This window comes from Maribacter sp. 1_MG-2023 (assembly GCF_030547005.1).
Classification (GTDB): Bacteria; Bacteroidota; Bacteroidia; order Flavobacteriales; family Flavobacteriaceae; genus Maribacter.
Map to the genome: position 1 here is coordinate 1 of NZ_JAUOPN010000027.1, position 18,109 is coordinate 18,109.

The 18,109-nt window shown below is 34.2% G+C and carries 17 protein-coding genes; 5 read left to right on the forward strand and 12 right to left on the reverse strand.

All coding sequences use genetic code 11. The annotated features are described in order from the left end of the window. Nucleotides 1-362: 362 nt before the first annotated feature. Entirely contained in the window at nucleotides 363-971 is a 609-nt protein-coding gene (locus Q4500_RS18305) for a superoxide dismutase (RefSeq protein ID WP_303601008.1), read from the reverse strand. 119 nt (nucleotides 972-1,090) lie between these two features. Here Q4500_RS18305 and Q4500_RS18310 point away from each other — a divergent pair, with 119 nt between their 5' ends. From Q4500_RS18310 to Q4500_RS18325, 4 genes are all read left to right on the forward strand, one after another. After that, a complete protein-coding gene (locus Q4500_RS18310; protein WP_303601009.1) occupies nucleotides 1,091-4,186 on the forward strand; it encodes an exodeoxyribonuclease V subunit beta in 3,096 nt (1,031 codons plus the stop codon). A 6-nt stretch (nucleotides 4,187-4,192) separates the two neighbouring features. Then, the gene (kbl, locus tag Q4500_RS18315; RefSeq protein WP_303601010.1) at nucleotides 4,193-5,386 is read left to right on the forward strand and encodes a glycine C-acetyltransferase; all 1,194 of its coding nucleotides are present in this window, start codon (nucleotides 4,193-4,195) and stop codon (nucleotides 5,384-5,386) included. Between the two features lie 113 nt (nucleotides 5,387-5,499). Continuing rightward, nucleotides 5,500-6,843 carry an OmpA family protein gene (locus Q4500_RS18320; protein ID WP_303601011.1) on the forward strand — a complete coding sequence of 448 codons (1,344 nt, stop codon included), beginning with the start codon at nucleotides 5,500-5,502 and terminating at the stop codon, nucleotides 6,841-6,843. Nucleotides 6,844-6,916: 73 nt separating this feature from the next. Then, entirely contained in the window at nucleotides 6,917-9,661 is a 2,745-nt protein-coding gene (locus Q4500_RS18325) for a PD-(D/E)XK nuclease family protein (RefSeq protein ID WP_303601012.1), read from the forward strand. Nucleotides 9,662-9,663: 2 nt separating this feature from the next. On the opposite strand, the gene Q4500_RS18330 is transcribed toward Q4500_RS18325, so the two are convergent. After that, nucleotides 9,664-10,374 (reverse strand): SDR family oxidoreductase, encoded by a 711-nt coding sequence (locus Q4500_RS18330; protein ID WP_303601013.1) that lies wholly within the window; start codon nucleotides 10,372-10,374, stop codon nucleotides 9,664-9,666. A 116-nt stretch (nucleotides 10,375-10,490) separates the two neighbouring features. Here Q4500_RS18330 and Q4500_RS18335 point away from each other — a divergent pair, with 116 nt between their 5' ends. Then, entirely contained in the window at nucleotides 10,491-11,831 is a 1,341-nt protein-coding gene (locus Q4500_RS18335) for a sugar porter family MFS transporter (protein WP_303601014.1), read from the forward strand. Nucleotides 11,832-11,867: 36 nt separating this feature from the next. On the opposite strand, the gene Q4500_RS18340 is transcribed toward Q4500_RS18335, so the two are convergent. From Q4500_RS18340 to Q4500_RS18385, 10 genes are all read right to left on the reverse strand, one after another. After that, a complete protein-coding gene (locus tag Q4500_RS18340; protein WP_303601015.1) occupies nucleotides 11,868-12,071 on the reverse strand; it encodes a hypothetical protein in 204 nt (67 codons plus the stop codon). A gap of 56 nt (nucleotides 12,072-12,127) precedes the next feature. After that, nucleotides 12,128-12,421, reverse strand: coding sequence for a Bor family protein (locus Q4500_RS18345; RefSeq protein ID WP_303601016.1), 294 nt, complete (start codon nucleotides 12,419-12,421; stop codon nucleotides 12,128-12,130). 302 nt (nucleotides 12,422-12,723) lie between these two features. Then, the gene (locus Q4500_RS18350) at nucleotides 12,724-13,059 is read right to left on the reverse strand and encodes a n-acetylglutamate synthase (protein WP_368389786.1); all 336 of its coding nucleotides are present in this window, start codon (nucleotides 13,057-13,059) and stop codon (nucleotides 12,724-12,726) included. A gap of 145 nt (nucleotides 13,060-13,204) precedes the next feature. Next, the gene (locus Q4500_RS18355) at nucleotides 13,205-13,813 is read right to left on the reverse strand and encodes a hypothetical protein (RefSeq protein WP_303601017.1); all 609 of its coding nucleotides are present in this window, start codon (nucleotides 13,811-13,813) and stop codon (nucleotides 13,205-13,207) included. Between the two features lie 152 nt (nucleotides 13,814-13,965). Next, nucleotides 13,966-14,310, reverse strand: coding sequence for a biotin/lipoyl-containing protein (locus Q4500_RS18360; RefSeq protein ID WP_303601018.1), 345 nt, complete (start codon nucleotides 14,308-14,310; stop codon nucleotides 13,966-13,968). Nucleotides 14,311-14,343: 33 nt separating this feature from the next. Beyond that, complete coding sequence (locus tag Q4500_RS18365; protein ID WP_303601019.1) at nucleotides 14,344-14,961, reverse strand: hypothetical protein; 618 nt, start codon at nucleotides 14,959-14,961, stop codon at nucleotides 14,344-14,346. Between the two features lie 47 nt (nucleotides 14,962-15,008). After that, a complete protein-coding gene (locus tag Q4500_RS18370; RefSeq protein WP_303601020.1) occupies nucleotides 15,009-15,239 on the reverse strand; it encodes a hypothetical protein in 231 nt (76 codons plus the stop codon). 53 nt (nucleotides 15,240-15,292) lie between these two features. Further along, a complete protein-coding gene (locus Q4500_RS18375) occupies nucleotides 15,293-16,231 on the reverse strand; it encodes an EVE domain-containing protein (RefSeq protein WP_303601021.1) in 939 nt (312 codons plus the stop codon). A 212-nt stretch (nucleotides 16,232-16,443) separates the two neighbouring features. Beyond that, nucleotides 16,444-17,301, reverse strand: coding sequence for a GIY-YIG nuclease family protein (locus tag Q4500_RS18380; protein WP_303601022.1), 858 nt, complete (start codon nucleotides 17,299-17,301; stop codon nucleotides 16,444-16,446). Between the two features lie 158 nt (nucleotides 17,302-17,459). Continuing rightward, on the reverse strand, nucleotides 17,460-18,005 hold the full coding sequence (locus Q4500_RS18385) for a hypothetical protein (protein WP_303601023.1): 546 nt from the start codon (nucleotides 18,003-18,005) through the stop codon (nucleotides 17,460-17,462). Nucleotides 18,006-18,109: the final 104 nt, after the last annotated feature.

The following is an 18,109-nucleotide window of genomic DNA, read 5'->3' on the forward strand; positions in this document are numbered from 1 at the left end:
GAACCATAGCATAAGTAGGTTAAGTTCATGGTAAGATTTGGGGAAAAGACGGAGCAATGCTCCGTCTTTTTATTTTATAGCAATTGGCTTATAAAACAACTAGTTAGCCCTAATGACCTACCCCTAGTAAAACATCTTCAGTTAAATAAAAGTTTATTTTTTTCTTAAAAATCCTTTTTTTATTTACTCAATACCAGTAATTTAGTCTTGCCATAGCATAAGTAGGTTAAGTTTATGGTAAGATTTGGGACGAAAAGGGTGGAGACTTCTCCGCCCTTTTCTATTTTAAAACCAAAAAAACCACTCATGAATAATTCATAAGTGGTTTCCTACAAGATAGTTAAGAATATTTCTATTCTTTCTTATTTGTTACTTGCGTATCTTTTCGAAACTTCATCCCAGTTAATGATATTAAAGAATGCTTCAATATAATCTGGTCTCTTGTTTTGGTAATTTAGGTAATATGCATGTTCCCAAACGTCTAAACCTAAAATTGGTTGACCTCCACATTCAACACCTGGCATTAATGGATTGTCTTGATTTGGTGTAGAACATACTTCTACTTTACCACCTTTATGAACACATAACCATGCCCAACCAGAACCAAATCTAGTACCTGCAGCAGTTGTAAACTTATTTTTGAATTCTTCGAAAGAACCAAAAGCGTTATCAATTGCAGTTGCTAATTCGCCACTTGGCTTTCCACCACCGTTTGGTGATAAGATTGTCCAGAATAATGAGTGATTGTAAAATCCGCCACCGTTATTTCTAACAGCACCATTACTCATATCCAATCCTGTTAAAATATCTTCTATAGACTTCCCGGAAAGGTCAGTACCTTCTATAGCAGCATTTAATTTAGATGTATATCCTTGGTGATGTTTTGTATGATGTATTTCCATTGTCCTTGCATCGATATGAGGCTCAAGAGCGTCATAGGCGTAAGGCAATTTTGGTAGTTCAAAAGCCATAATTTATGTGTTTTTAGATTAATATTAATTGTATTTCAAAGTTACGAATTTTAACATTTATATTCATGTAATAATTTGTTAAGAACTGTACAAGAATCCTTAATTTGCAGTAAAAATCAGTGTCCAGTAATTCTTTTACCATATACAATGCCTCTGCCGGATCTGGTAAAACCTATGCTCTTGCTAAGGTTTACTTGAAAATTATACTGGCTTCACCGCAGAATTTTAGAAAAATATTGGCTATCACATTTACGAACAAAGCCGTAAATGAGATGAAACATAGAATATTGAACAGCCTGTTCGAGTTTTCTAAAACTACTTCTATTGAAGGTGCCAATCCGTTATTTAACGACATTCTAAACGAAACGAGTTACACTTTTGAAGAGCTACCCGCCTTAAGCAAACTTAGATTAAAGCAAATACTGCACAACTACGCCTTTTTTGATATTTCTACCATAGATAAGTTTACCCACAGACTTATTAGAACTTTCGCAAAAGATTTGAAAATCCCTCAGAATTTTGAAGTTGTTCTTGATGTAGACTTACTTTTACAAGAAGCTGTTGAGCGTGTTATTAGTAAAGCCGGTGAGGATCCTGAGTTTACGAAAGTGCTTTTAGATTTTGCCATTGAAAAAATTGAAGATGACCGTAGTTGGGATATTGGCTTTGATCTATTGAAAATTGGTAAACTGATATTCGATGAGAACAATGCCGAACATTTAAAACATTTACAAAAAATAGAATTAGGCGATTTTCTAAAGCTGCAAACGCATCTTAAAAAAGAAACCAAATATTTAGAGAAAAAAATTGTAGCACTTTCTACTACCGCTCTTGACATTATCAATTCATCTGGCTTAGATTTAAAAGATTTCCCTAGAGAAACCTTACCTAACCATTTCAAAAAAATAGTTGCTGAAAACTTTACTCCTACACAACTCTACAATAACAAACTTGAGGATAATTTAATTGAGGGAAAAATAGTAAAAGCCACCGTTAAAAATGCTCCAGCAGAATTAGCGCCTCAATTACTTCATCATTATCAAGCTATAAAACAGCTTATATATAAAAGGGGATTGTATGCTAACATCAATAGAAACATCATTCCTTTTGCATTACTAAATGCGATACAAAAAGAACTAAAGATTATTCAAGAAGAAAAAGACCAATTGTCTATTTCTGAATTTAACACCTTAATTGCAAAAGAGGTCAAAGACCAACCTGCACCTTTTATTTACGAGCGCCTTGGAGAAAAATATCGTCATTATTTCATCGACGAATTTCAAGACACTTCGCAAATGCAATGGGAAAATCTTATTCCTTTAATTGGTAGCGCTATGGAGGGTGAAGATGAATTAGGTAGCACCGGATCTTTGTTTTTGGTGGGCGACCCAAAACAAGCTATTTATAGATGGCGTGGTGGTAAAGCCGAACAATTTCTTGAATTGGCAACGCACCAAGTGCACCCATTCACCATTCAATCTGATTTGGTTACCCTACCAAAAAACTATAGAAGTTATGCAGAGATCATCAACTTCAATAACAACTTTTTTCAAAGTATAAGTCCGTTTTTAGAGAACGACATTTATCAAGAGTTCTTTAAAATTGGCAATACACAAGAAACCAATCAGAAAGAAGGTGGCTACGTAAATATTTCATTATTAGAAGAAGAAACTGATGAGGAATATGCAGCAAACACATTGGCTACTATTCAACAATGTTTAAGCCAAGGCTATACTTATAGCGATATCTGTATTATTATAAGAAAGAAAAAGCATGGTCTTCTGCTGGCAGATTTTTTAATGCAGCACCAAATTCCCGTTGTTTCTTCAGATTCTTTATTACTTAGTGAAAGTGCCAAAGCTATTTTTTTGGTACAAGTGATAAGGTATATGGTTCAACCTACAGAACTAGAGATCCAATATGAGATTTTAAATTTTCTGTCGGATGGAAAGAATGATAAGCATGCCTATATCTATGAGAATTTAGGAAAACTTAATACACACCTTTTTGAAACGTATGGTTTTGACGCTTCTAAACTAAGACAAGCTTCTGTTTTTGACGGATTGGCTTATGCCATAAAAACCTTTGATCTTATACCAACTTCAGATGCTCACCTTTCTGCATTTATGGATCTCGTTTTTGATGTTGAGCAGAAATATGGCTCAGACATGCAGTCCTTTTTAGATTATTGGGACAAGAAAGGCAACTCGGCAAGCATAAGCACACCCGAAAATATTGAATCGGTACAGATTATGACCATTCATAAATCTAAAGGGTTAGAGTTTCCGGTAGTTATTTTCCCTTATGCAAATTCAAATGTGTTTGAAGAGATCGACCCTAAATTATGGCTTCCGGTAAACAAAGAAGAATTCCTTGGCTTTTCCGAAGTACTCATAAATAAAAAACAAGAAGTTCAAGAATACGGTGAACTTGAATCATTGCTATATGAAATTGACCATCAAAAATTACAGCTAGATGCTTTCAACCTTCTGTATGTAGTACTTACTAGAGCGGTTAATGCCTTGTTTATTATTAGCGCCAACAAACTTGACAAAAAAGGAGAACACAATACCAATAGTTATTCTGGTCTATTCATTCATTTTCTAAAAAGTATAGGCGAATATCAACAAGACAAACTATCATATGACTTTGGTGAATTAATACCACAGACAACTAAAAAACAAACGAGTACAGATCAACTTACTATACCTTATATATATACTAACATTAATAGACCCGATTTTAAGATACTTGCATTAGCTGGTACTTTATGGGATGAAGGCTTAGATGTTGCCATTAATCAAGGTAATGTTATACATTATATATTAGGCGCTATTTTAACAACAGCCGATTTAGATAGGGCCGTACAAATGGCGCTACAAAAAGGATTGATAAAAGAGCAAGAAGTAAAAGGGATAAAGGAAATTGTAAAAAAGGTCATCTTTCATAAAGATCTGACGCAATTTTACCAAAATGATGTTGAAGTACTAAATGAACGAGATCTATTAATGGCAGATGGTACGGTTCAAAGACCAGATAGGGTGGTGATAAAAAACAACTACGCTACCATTATAGATTATAAAACAGGTGAACGAAACCCAAAATACCATCATCAAATAAATACATATGCCCAGAGTTTTTCAAATATGGGCTACACCATAGATCATAAGATCATTGTATACATTAATACTGAAATAGAACTAGATTATATATAAAGAAATATGTACGGAAAAATTAAAGAACATCTACAGCAAGAAATTGAGAACATTAAAAATGACGGACTCTTTAAAGAAGAACGGATTATTGTTTCTCCGCAAGATGCTGTTATTAAAATTAACACCGGGCAAGAGGTTATCAATTTTTGTGCTAATAATTATTTAGGACTTTCATCTCACCCCGATGTTATACAGGCGGCTAAAGATGCAATGGATACACATGGCTTTGGTATGTCTTCTGTCCGTTTCATTTGTGGTACCCAAGATATACATAAGACATTAGAAGAAAAGATTGCCCATTTTTATGGCACAGAAGACACCATATTATATGCCGCTGCCTTTGATGCCAATGGCGGTGTATTCGAACCTTTGCTAAATGCAGAAGATGCTATTATTTCTGACTCTTTAAATCATGCCTCTATAATTGACGGTGTGCGTTTGTGTAAAGCAAAGCGATATCGTTATGCAAATAGCGACATGCAAGATTTAGAGGCACAACTTATAAAAGCGAATGAAGACGGCGCACGATTTAAAATTATTGTAACCGACGGAGTGTTCTCTATGGATGGTATTGTAGCTCCACTAGATAAAATTTGTGATCTAGCCGATAAGTACGATGCTTTAGTTATGATCGATGAATGCCATGCTACAGGATTTATAGGTGAAAAAGGAAAAGGCACCTTAGAAGAAAAGGGTGTTATGGGCAGAATAGATATCATCACCGGTACACTTGGTAAGGCACTAGGTGGCGCCATGGGGGGTTACACAACTGGTAAAAAAGAAATTATTACGCTATTAAGACAACGCTCTAGACCTTATTTGTTCTCTAACTCTTTAGCACCAGCTATAGTAGGGGCATCTATTAAGGTATTCGATATGTTAGAAAACGACACTTCTTTACGAGATAAATTGCAAGAAAATACTGCGTACTTCAAAAAAGGCATAAAAAACGCAGGTTTCGACATAGTTGATGGAGATTCTGCAATAGTACCTGTAATGTTATACGATGCCAAATTATCTCAAGATATGGCAAATAAGTTGCTGGAAAGAGGAATTTATGTGATTGGTTTTTTCTATCCTGTGGTACCAAAAAATAAGGCTCGCATTAGGGTTCAACTATCTGCTGCGCATACAAAAGAACACTTAGATGCTGCCATCAAAGCTTTTACAGAAGTCGGAAAAGAATTAAAAATCGTTTAAATGCAATATTTAATCTATTAAATGCATTAAAAAAAATAGGAAATTGATTTTGTTAATAATATTTAACAAGTTACATTTGCAGCTAATAAACACTTAAACTTAAAATTTAATACATGAAACATCTTAGCAAATTATTGGCAGTTGCCCTACTTGTAGTAGGTATCAACAGCATACAAGCGCAAGACGAGAATAACCCTTGGCAAGTGCAATTTGGGGTTAATGCCATTGACGTATATCCAACTTCGGATGTAAGTTCTTTCGGTAACGAATTCTTCAATGTGAACGATCACTGGAACATTTTACCTTCTATCTCTTATGTAGGAGTATCTAAGTCAATTGGAGATGGCTTCTCTGTTGGAGCTAGAGGTTCTCTTAACAAGATTAGCAAATTAGGTGACGTTAGCGTTGACGACCTTTCTCACTACGCTATAGATGGTACAATTAAATATGATATCATAAAAAGACAAACTGTTATTGATCCTTTCGTAGAGATCGGTGGTGGTTATACTTGGGTTGATGAAATCGGTGCTGGTACTGCAAATGGTGGTATTGGTGTTAATATCTGGTTTACTGAAAACTTAGGTCTTACATTACAATCTACTTACAAGCATGCTTTCGAAGATTACGGAGTAAAACATTTCCAACACTTAGCTGGTATTTCAGTTAAATTTGGTGGTGCTGATACTGATGGCGATGGCATATACGACAAAGATGATGCTTGTCCAGAAGTTGCTGGTCTTGAAGCTTTCAACGGTTGTCCTGATTCTGACGGTGATGGTATCGAAGACAGCAAAGATGCTTGTCCTAACGAAGCTGGTTCTAAAGAAATGAACGGATGTCCTGATGCTGACGGTGACGGTGTTGCTGATAAAGATGATGCTTGTCCTAACGAAGCTGGTCTTGCTGCTTTAGCTGGTTGTCCTGATGCTGATGGCGATGGTGTTGCTGATAAAGATGATGCTTGTCCTAACGAAGCTGGTCCAGCTGAGAACAAAGGATGCCCATGGCCAGATCGTGATGGTGATGGTGTATTAGATAAAGATGACCTTTGTCCTGATACAGTTGGAACTGTAGCTAACAAAGGATGTCCAGAACTTACTGAAGCAGTTCAACAAGCATTGAACAACTATGCTAAAACAATTTTGTTTGACACAGGTAAATCTTCAATTAAAGCTGAATCTACAGCTGTTATGGTTGATATTATCGGAATATTAAAAGAATATCCAAACTCTAAATTTACTGTAGAAGGACATACTGATAGCGTAGGTAGCGAAAAATTAAATCAAAGCCTTTCTGAATCAAGAGCTCTTTCTGTAAAAGAATTCTTAGTAAATCAAGGAATTGAAGAATTCAGATTATCTGCTGTTGGTTATGGTGAAGAAAAGCCAATTGCTACGAACAATACTAGCAATGGTAGAAGAGCAAACAGAAGGGTAGAAATCAACTTAGTAAAATAAGTTTATAAAAACCTAAGTGTTTTAATAACTAAAAGCCTCGCAATATTGCGAGGCTTTTTTATTTTTACACAATATGCAGAGTTTTATACAAGATGTAGTACTAGACGTTTTAAAAAACAACCCAGATACTGGTAAAGTAGTTTTTATTCTACCCAGTAAGCGCGCGGGTGTATTTCTTAAAAAAATACTATCAAAATCACTTACCCAAACAGTACTTGCCCCTGAAATCTACAGTATTGAAGATTTCATTGAAAAGGTTTCTAACCTGGTCACCGCAAATACTACCACACAATTATTTGAACTCTATAATGCCTATTTAAAAATAGGCGATTATGAAAAGGAATCTTTCGATTCTTTTTTAAAATGGGGACAAATACTATTACAAGATTTTAATGAAGTAGATCGTTACTTAGTTGATGCTTCTACCCTATACCAAAATGTTGCTGCCATTCAGGAAGTCAACCATTGGTCATTGAATCCTGATAATTCTGAAATGATTGAAAACTACCTTCACTTCTGGAGGTATTTAGAAGAGATCTACAATCAATTTAATGGAAGATTACTAGAACAAGGACTTGGTCACCAGGGACTCATCTATAAAACCTCGGTAGCAGAATTACCTAACTACCTTGAAAATACGAATAAAAAACACATCTTTCTTGGCTTTAATGCTTTGAATACTGCAGAGAGTATTCTTATACAGACTATTCTTGAAAAAACAGATGCCAATATTTATTGGGATATTGACCCCTACTTTTTACAAGACAATATTCATGATGCCGGTTTCTTTATAAGTAACTATCAAAGCACATGGAACATTTTAAAGGGAAAACCTCTTGCGGGACTAACCAATTACTATAACACCGAAAAACATATTGAAATAATTGGGGTGCCTAAAAACATCTCCCAAGTAAATTATGTAGGCGATTTATTATACAAAATTCAGAATGATTCACCAGATGCGCTACGCAATGCAGCTATTGTACTTGGTAATGAAGAATTATTAAATCCATTATTAAATTCTATTCCAGATAATATTCCGGCTACCAATATTACCATGGGTCAAAAGTTGGCATCTACTACCTTGGCCAGCTTTTTTACCAACCTTATTGAGTTTCATGAACAAAAGACAGAAAAAGGATGGTTCTACAAGCACTTACTAAATCTTTTGACACATTCATATGCCGTACTTTTATTTGACGCAAATGAAGTCTCTACAGACAGTTTAATATCAAAAATCAAAACAAATAACTGGTCATACATTACCAATGCGCAAATACGTGAACTATTACCAGAAAATGCAGCAATCAACTTACTGTTCGAAGATGTAAAGAATATCCCGAATCGACTTATAGATAATTTTTTGGCTCTTATTGAAGCTATACGAGTTATCGACGTAGTAAAAGAAAATTCGCTTTTGCTAGAGCAGCTTTATAAATTTTTTACACTATTTAACCAGCTAAAGGATCTTTGTAACAGCTTTACCTATATCAATAATCTTAAAAGTTTAAAACATCTATTTTCACAGTTGTTAAGCTCAGAAACTTTAGATTTTCAGGGAAACCCAATTGAAGGCATCCAGATTATGGGAATGCTAGAAAGTCGTTTGTTAGATTTTGAGACTATTATTATTACTTCTGTCAACGAAGGCGTATTACCATCGGGTAAATCTAACAATTCATTTATTCCGTACGACCTAAAAATCAAAAACGGATTACCAACCTATAAAGAGAAAGATGCTGTTTATACCTATCACTTCTATCGCTTATTACAACGTGCCAAAAATGTATATATACTGTACAATACCGAGCCAGACGCATTGGAAGGTGGCGAGCGTAGCCGATTGATTACACAGTTATTAACTGATGATAATAGAACAAATATTAAATCATTTATTGCTACACCTACTATACAACCTATTACCAAAGAAATTGCACAGGTTGAAAAAACCACTTCGCTGGCAGCCCTTATTAAAGACAAAGCCAGAAAAGGTTTTTCACCTAGCTCACTCAGCAATTACATTAGAAACCCTATCGATTTTTACAAACAGAATTTATTAAATATTAATGAGGTATTACAAGTAGAAGAAACCTTGGCGCCAAATACTTTCGGTACCATTGTTCATGATAGTTTAGAAGAACTGTATACACCTTTAATTGGTAAACACCTTACAGCAGATTTACTTAATGGAATTCGAAAAGGAATACCTACGATTGTAGCACAAAATTTTGAAAAAACCTTCAAAGATGGAAACATCAGTTCAGGTAAAAACTATATCTCTTTTCATGTAATTCTTAAATACATACAAACGTTTATTGATGTTGAGATAAAAGAACTTGCGGACCATAGTATTACCATCGTTGCTTTAGAGCAAGCGCTATCAGTGCCTTTAGAAGTTGCCGGATTAGATTTTCCTATCATCTTAAAAGGAAAATTAGACCGTGTAGATGAATATGACGGTATTACCCGTATCATCGATTACAAAACAGGGAAAGTAGAACGCCGAAATGTAGAAATTGTAGAATGGGATATTTTGACAGAAGAATATCAGTACAGTAAAGCGTTTCAGTTGCTTTGCTACGGATTAATGTATTCTAAAACACATCCTACAGAAAATCTATCTATTCAAGCAGGTATTATCTCTTTGAAAAATTTTGCAGAAGGCACGTTGTTATTTGCACAAAAAGAATCTGCCCGATCAACCAGTAAAAATCACATCATTACTAATGAGGTCATTTCTGATTTCGAGCAGATACTTGGTCAGTTAATTACAGAAATCTGTAATGCCGACATTCCATTTACAGAAAAAGAAGTGTAATACTACTTCTTATCTGGTCTAGTAGGCCTTACCTCAATTTTACTAGGTAAGGTTCTTTCGTTCATTTGTAAAAGATCCAATACCAATTCACCAATATCTTCTGGTTGAATTTTCCATGCATCTTTTTCATCTGGCTCATTATGGTTAAAGTGTGTTGCCACAGAACCTGGCATAATGGTAGAAACCTTGATACCGTACTGCCTTAAATCTAACATTGCAGCTTGTGTAAAACCAACTACACCAAATTTAGATGCATTGTACCCTGCACCTTGTGCAAAGAAATTAGTACCTGCCAAACTAGCCAACGTAATATAATAACCTTCTGTCTTCTTTAAACCTTCTACAGATGCCTTTAGCGTATGAAACACTCCACTTAAATTAATATCTATCATCTGGTGCCACTCTTCTTCTGTCATCTGATCAACTGGCGCAAAATTACCTACACCGGCATTTGCCAAAACAACATCTAACTGACCCCATTTTTCCATAATTTTAGAGACAGCATTTTTCTCATCTACCATTTTCGAGACATCAGAAACAATTCCTAAAACTGCATCAGTATTAAAATCTTTAAGTGCCTTGTCTACACTTTCCTGAGATCTACCACTAATAGCAACTCTCATTCCTTGGTTTAGCAATGTTTGTGCAACTGCAAACCCAATACCTTTAGTACCTCCAGTAATGTAGGCTACTTTATTTTCCAAATCTTTCATCGTTCAATTTTTAAAATCACCACAAGTTACCAATTCTTTGATTTTTATGTTGCCCATATACATTAAGATTTAACGGTTTTGATTTGTTATATTTAACTACAACTTAATACTCAACAATGAACAGAATTATCGTTTGGTCTATAACCGTAGCGCTTGCAGGATTTTTATTTGGATTTGATACCGTAGTTATCTCGGGAGCAAACGAACCCATTAAACAATTATGGAATACTTCACCTCTATTTCACGGTACTTTCATCATGAGTATGGCATTATGGGGTACTGTTGTAGGCTCACTTTTTGGAGGTATACCTACCAAAAATTTAGGTCGTAAAAAGACCTTACTCTGGGTTGGTGTTCTATTCTTGGTTTCTGCCCTAGGTTCTGCCTTGGCACAAGACCCTTATTCGTTCTCTGTATTTCGTTTTATTGGTGGTGTAGGCGTTGGTATATCTTCAGTTGCAGCGCCTATCTATATCTCTGAAATTACATCAAAAGAGAATCGTGGTAAGCTTGGCGGACTCTACCAGTTCTGGTTGGTTTTTGGTATCCTACTTGCTTTTGTTTCTAACTGGTTGCTTAAAGGATTCGACGGAGCAAACGACTGGCGTTGGATGTTAGGTGTAGAGGCTATACCGGCATTTATTTATACCCTAATGGTATTTACCGTACCAGAAAGCCCAAGATGGTTGGCGCTACATAAAAAAGACGATGCTGCAGCCTTAAAAATATTAGAGATTATATACTCAAAAGAAAAAGCAGCACAACAATTACTAGAGATAAAAACCGATTTGAAGCACTCTACTAAAAGTGAAAGCCTTTTTCAAAAGAAATATTCTAAAGTGCTTTATCTAGCTTTCTTTATCGCCTTTTTCAATCAGCTTTCGGGCATCAACTTTGTACTCTATTATGCTCCTGAAATACTAGAACAAGCAGGTCTAGGAGGTAAAGAGTCTCTTTTTAATTCTATTGCCATTGGTATCGTAAATCTCGTATTTACGTTTATTGGTATTCGATTATTAGATAAATTGGGCAGGCGACAATTGATCATTATTGGATCTATTGGTTACATCATAAGTTTGGTAATGGTGGGACTATGTTTTCAGTTGGATTTAGGTTCTACCTTAACAATTACCTTCATCTGTACTTTTGTTGCCTCTCACGCTATTGGTCAAGGTGCCGTAATCTGGGTATTTATTTCAGAGATATTCCCAAACAGTGTTCGTGCATACGGGCAATCTTGGGGCGTAAGTGTGCACTGGGTTTTTGCAGCAATCATTACATTGATTACTCCGTTTTTCTTAGACTCCGCACAAGGTATTTTGAAAGACCAAGTGTGGTATATCTACTACTTCTTCTGTGCTATGATGGTATTTCAGCTTATTTGGGCTATCACCAAAATGCCGGAAACCAAAGGAGTTTCTTTAGAAGAATTAAGCAAGAAGTTGGTGAAGGAGTAGCATACCGCTACTCTTAATTTCGGAATTGCATTGTAATTACGATTCTATAGCAGGTTTAAAAACTTCTTTTCTTAAGAAAAATGCTATACCAGAAAATAGGATTAATAGTACAACTTTACCTGCTAGGTAACCAAAACCATATTCGGTAAGTCTGCTAAAGTCAGATATTAGAATACTGGCAATATTGATCAACATAAAAAAAGCAACAACTGCAGCAATATAAAAGATGATTTTCTTCATGATTTGGAAATAATAAGAAGGGAGATTGCTAAGCAATCTCCCTTTTTGTAACTCAATTATTTAGTAACTGTAGTAGTTGTCGGAGTATAGATACCGAAAGTAATAGCTGAAATTAAACCATTAACAAATGTTTGTTTAGTTGTTACAGAATAGTTTTCTGCACCACCAGCCATAGCCTTAGAATCAGAAACACCTACAGGAGCCAAACCGTAAATTACGTAATGGTTCCATTCTGTAGTTTCACTGTTACCTTGAGCACCACTACCTACAACACTTGTGTAAGAATAACATGATGTTAACAAAATTGATGAAGCAAAAGCAATTGCCATCATTTTCATTGAATTTTTCATTCTTTAAAATTTAAAATTAAATATGTATATAATTACCCACTTTGAGCCTTGACAACGAAGTATTTACATAGTATTTCATAAATTTTATTGGGGGAACAAAACTATTCGCAACTACTTATATAAAGGCGAAAGTTAAGAATTACCAATGGATACTTTCTTACAAAAAAAGGTGAGATGTTAGAAAAATGTTTTATGATAAAGCTTAGATATTGATGCTTAGTACATTGAAAGTAAAAATAGTTTAGTAGCGACTATCCCCTGCTCGATGTTTGGCGAATATCTATAACCCACTACTTCAAGTATCATATTTCTTCCAATATCGAGTTGCCCTTAGATTTATCGCCAGAGGTCCACTGCCAGGTTTCATGGAGTCTTATTTTTCCATTATCCATGATTTCAGGTTTTGAGACACAACTACCCGTCATTAATTCACCCTTTGTATTCACTTGGTGATATCGCATTTCAATGGTACCGTCTAAAGCTACCAAACCTATTAAATGACCTTCTACAATCTGTCCGCCACTGAATGTAGACGTTAAAACACTATCTTTTTGTTTGTATTCAAATAACGTCTCCGCAGAAGTTTCTCCGTTATCAGAGTTAGAAACTGTTCTAAAAGTTTTATTGTTATAATTCATGATGAATCTATTACCTAATTGATGCGTACTTCTTTTATAATGTAGTACCCATGTGTTGATGCTTTACTTCTTTCATCTATTCTGTACTATTTTTTCAGGTGCTGTAAAATGAACATGATTTATGGGCTGTTGTAAATAATCGTATTTATTCGAATTTTGAGTTTTTCCATACGCGCATTAATTCGTTTTTTTCTTTTTCGTTAATGTAATTTAAGTTGACTCCGAATTCTAAGCCGTTTATTAATCTAGAATACAAATCTTGATAGAGCAAAACCTTACCATTAGGGTCATAAACCGTTATTTTAAATAGATCAAAGTCTAAGTTGTCTATACGCGCTTTTGATGACACCGTGTCCACTTTTATACCATTAGAAACATAGGTGTTATAAAGAACCTGTTTCACTAATTTTTTATTTTCTTCATACTCGCCCTCATATTCAATTTCAAACTTTTCTGAACTAGCCCCAAACATGTGAAATTTATCTTTTTGAAAGCCTATAAGCTGTTTTAAACCACTAGTATCATAGTCTATTCCATTTGCTTCATTTATTGCCTTTAGACCTTTATCTTCAAACGCCTGCGACTCGTCTAGTTGTGTTACATTCCAACCTTCTGGTATCTCTATCGTCCAACCAATTTCTTTACTATGATATGTATTTTCTACTACTTGCCCTTCATCTACTTGTTTATTTGGGTCGGTTTTACAAGAAATGAATAAAACAAAGGCTAAAACTGATAACAGGTAAATTTTCATATTGAAGTTTCTAAAATGTGTAATGGTGTTTGTGATAGTGCAACAATCGATAAAATGATGGTTGTATTAAAATAGCAATTTAATTAAAAATGAACGTTTAGGTTATGGTTATCAGTATTGGTAAAAGAAACAAAAACTCATTGAAGTTTAAATCAGATACCTTCAATTTTACCAAAAACATCACCTACGGTCAAGGCTATTTTCTTTTCACAGATCCAGATAATTTTGCCTTCAGAGGCACTTTCGTATTCCATAACAATGTTTCTATTGCCAATTTCGCAAATTACATCTTGTGGTTTAACCCTATCGCCAACTTTTACATTCCATCTATCTAAGACGAGATCCTTTTCGTTACCTAAATCTGGAACTACAAAAACACGTACTTCTCCTGTTTTTAGTTCTAAAGGGGTGAACTTATTAGCTTTTGAATCTGCCCTATTTTCAAATCCATTTGTATCAAAAAGTTTAGCTAAATATGCTTCTATTATTTTTATCAAATTGTATATGGTTTACTATTAAGATGAATTTATTTAAGCTAGTTCTTCGGAAACTACCTCAACAGTTTCACCGTTGGTATTAGTTGCCCAAATTTGTAATGTGTCATAGCCATTTCGTTTTACACTTTCAAAATCCATTTTGGTACCATCAATAAGCTCTAGCAAACCATTGGTATCAACCTCTTCTCTAAACTCATCTTCATAATCAATACCATAATATGTGCTTATGGTTATTTCAAAAACTTCGTTTCCATTACTATCCTTATATTGATTTGCTAATGGTCTATTTGTAATTTGTTCAGGTGTAAAAGTATCGCAAAACATAGCATTATACCCGTGTTTACAACCGTCAAACAAGAGAATTTCTTCACCAGTAACTATATCAACTGCATATACTAAAGCAGGTGCAAATTCTGTCTCAACAATAAGATTGCTATAATCCTCGTGAAGCGCTCCGTAAAATTTGATTTTGAATTTTCTGTTCGCTTTGGCAGTTCTGAGTTTTCTGCGCCATTCATGTGAATGCAAGTCTTTGGGTTTTTCAATATGTTCAGTAAAGCCTTCGAGAAATGTAGGTCCTAATACTCCATTATCTGTATCTAAGCTATCGGACTTATCATCCTCTTTGTTAAACAGGTCGAAAATTCCCATTATTTTATTTTTATTTGTTTTCTTCTAAACGGTGGTTCGTCAATATATTAGTCCATTGCGCTCAGTGGCGAATAAATAGTCCAGCCCTCTAAACTATCAACGTAGATTTCTAACTTCTTTGCATTCTTTAATTGCCCAACCTCTTTCGGTATATCATCTAACCCATATTTAGATAGCTCAATAAAGACCTCCTCTTGATTCTCTAAATCCTTAAAAAGGTGATAAGGCTCGCAAGAGAAGACGAAAATTAGTATTGTTATTAAGGTTAGATTTTTCATTACTTCATTTTATTGTAAAATTGGTTAATTTGGATTGGTGCTATGTTGCGTCTTTAAGACAAAGTAGTAGAAATGCTGACCTCACTACTTGTTATCGACTTTTTATTTATTTTAATTAACTGACCATCTTTTTTTATGACGAAATGATTCTCATTTGACTCAATTGACTCAATCATTCCGTAATGAATTTCTCTATGGTGGTTTGCACATAAAGTCATTAAATTCTTAATACCCAACGAGCCATTTTGAAGATTTGAAACAGGAAAAAAGTGATGCGTTTCGATGTAATATTCTTTATTTTTTTTCAAAAAACCGATTGCCGGTAATCCTAACGCTTTACATATTAAGCATTCGAAGTTATAATACTTTTTTATTGATTTTGCAATTCCCCCTCTTTCAATTTGTTTACTTATGATCTCTTTAACTCGTGGTGCAGAGTTCTGATATTTTATTTCCAACCTTTCGATATCTCCAATTTCAGACTTATATTCCGACTTTAGGTTTGATAGCTCTTCCTGGTTATGATTGCAATTTTCTAATATTATTTCAAAATCATTCTTAGTAACTTCTGCTGTTATTGTTTGTTGTCCTTTAAGAATAGCTGTTACTTTTTCAATTTCACCTGCTCTTCGAAATTTTTCAATTAGCACTGGATTATCTAACAGATTGATTCTATATTTTATTGGAACTCGCCATGTGATTTCGTTTTTCTTTTCTTCAATTAGCCAATACGGATCGTTCTTATCATTTGTATTATTTGGCTCACCAACAACTTCAATTATTGCATAGATGCCACGATCTAATGAACTTCTTCCGTTTAAGTTTTTCTTCGTCCTCTTATCATGCCCAACTCTAATGAAACCTAAATCTCCTTTTCTTATTGTGTTTTTATGGGATTCATTAATCTTCCAAGTCGAATTAACTGTACCAGAATTTAGGAATTCATCAATCTCCCAAATTTTAGGATTACAATTAAATAACCAGTACTTCATTTTTTGTCAAATTTTCGATAACTTTTAAGACTAAGGCAAGTAGGTTTTTCATTGCCGTCTGGTCTACAATCCAGAACTTTTTGTTTTATAATTATGATTCTTTTTAAATACTAAATCCAAAAGATTTGGCTGACTTAACAAATAAGCCTAACTCATTTTTTTTAGCTCTTTATGCCCAATTTGCTATAGCCATTGTTGGCGTGTCGTTTTTATTATTCGGTTGTTTCGTACTCTTTCAAAGTTTTTCCACTTTTCAATTTCCATTCTTTCAGTCCATTTGCATTTCTTCCCATTAGGATAGCAGCAGCAGTTGATGGACTTGAAAATTCATAGTCTTTAGCAAAGACTAATCCTTTCTCGGTTTTAATTATTGTTTCGTCTTCAATTAATTTTTTCCTAATGTTAATCAAAGATTTCTGCATTGAATCTGTTGTGCTTATGGCTACCTCACTACTTTTGAAAACGATAAACCCTTTTGAACTTGGGATTCCAAATCCGTTTGCTCCTCTCGCCGCTTTAATATTAAAAGTATTTATTTTTTTTGTCTTATTAGCTTCTGCACTTACTAGTGTTTCAAAAACTCTGTGCCCCAATGTATTTGTAAGTAATTTTATATTTTCAATGAATTCCTCCATTTCAGCTATTTCTGATTCAGAAATTGATGACTTTGAAGGGACTGTATTATTCTCTAATTCGTAATGATTGACTTTTTTGGCTATCTCGTATAAACGACTTTCTAAATATTTGATATGTGCTTTATTCAGATTTTCGTCTTTACTTATGAATAAAATCACTTCGGACCAGAATTCTTTTTGAGCAACGTGCTGTTTTAGCCTGTCGATTATAGTTTCCGCTTCTCCAATATAGACTAAACCTTTTCCATCTTCGTTTTCTCCGAACAACAAGTAAATCCCAGGACTTTGTAAATCTTCACGAGAATAGGATTCTTTAATCATTATTCGCGGAATTTTATAGGCTTTTCCTGTCCAATTGGAAAGCTCACAAGTCATTCTTCCATTAGGTTCTCCATCGATAAGAAATAACTTAATTGTCTTTCCAAATTTTTTCATATGGTTCTGTTTTAAATGCACGCCAACGTGTTTGTATATGGTTTGTTGCGTGGTTTAGCACGTAATTTAGCAAATAAAAACCGAATAGAAAATCCGCGAGGATTTTCGTAAGTAGGCTAGAACTAGCAATAAATTATATACGGTGTTGTACCACGTTATTAATATTTTAGAGTTCCAGATTCAATTTTTGATATTATCAGATTTCGAATATCTCGACTAAAATTATAATCAAAATTCCGTCCGCAATTACATTCAAATCCGCCATAATATTTTTCCGCCATTTTCAGTTTTTCATCTCGACAATTTAAACAATAGGCTTGTAGCTTTTCGATTTTGATTTCTTCGTCTTTTACATCTGCTTTAAAGCTAAAAAAGTATTTATTGTCTGAACCTGTTTCCGTTATATTGATTTTATTTGGTGAGTTTCGAATTAGTTTTAATAATTTTTTCGTTTCTTTTGAGTGTCCTTTACCATTTCTAATAAGTTTAATTATATATAAAACAATATATGATGATATGAGATATAATAATATTTCCCACACATAAAATTGATAGTTAAATGAATTTAAAAACGAACTTGATGTATCAGAGAAAAATTCTACCACAGAATTGAAATTTTGTCCGATTTTCAAGTAAGCTCCAATAACAACAATTATTATTGGAAAAATATATGGCTTAAATATTTTGTCTAAAAATGATTTCATTTATAAGAGTGAGTTTTAATGTGGTACAACGACAGGGCTATGATCAGTGTCCTTTTTTCAGGCTAATATGTTTTTAAGGACATTGATTATAGGACCTGTTGTAA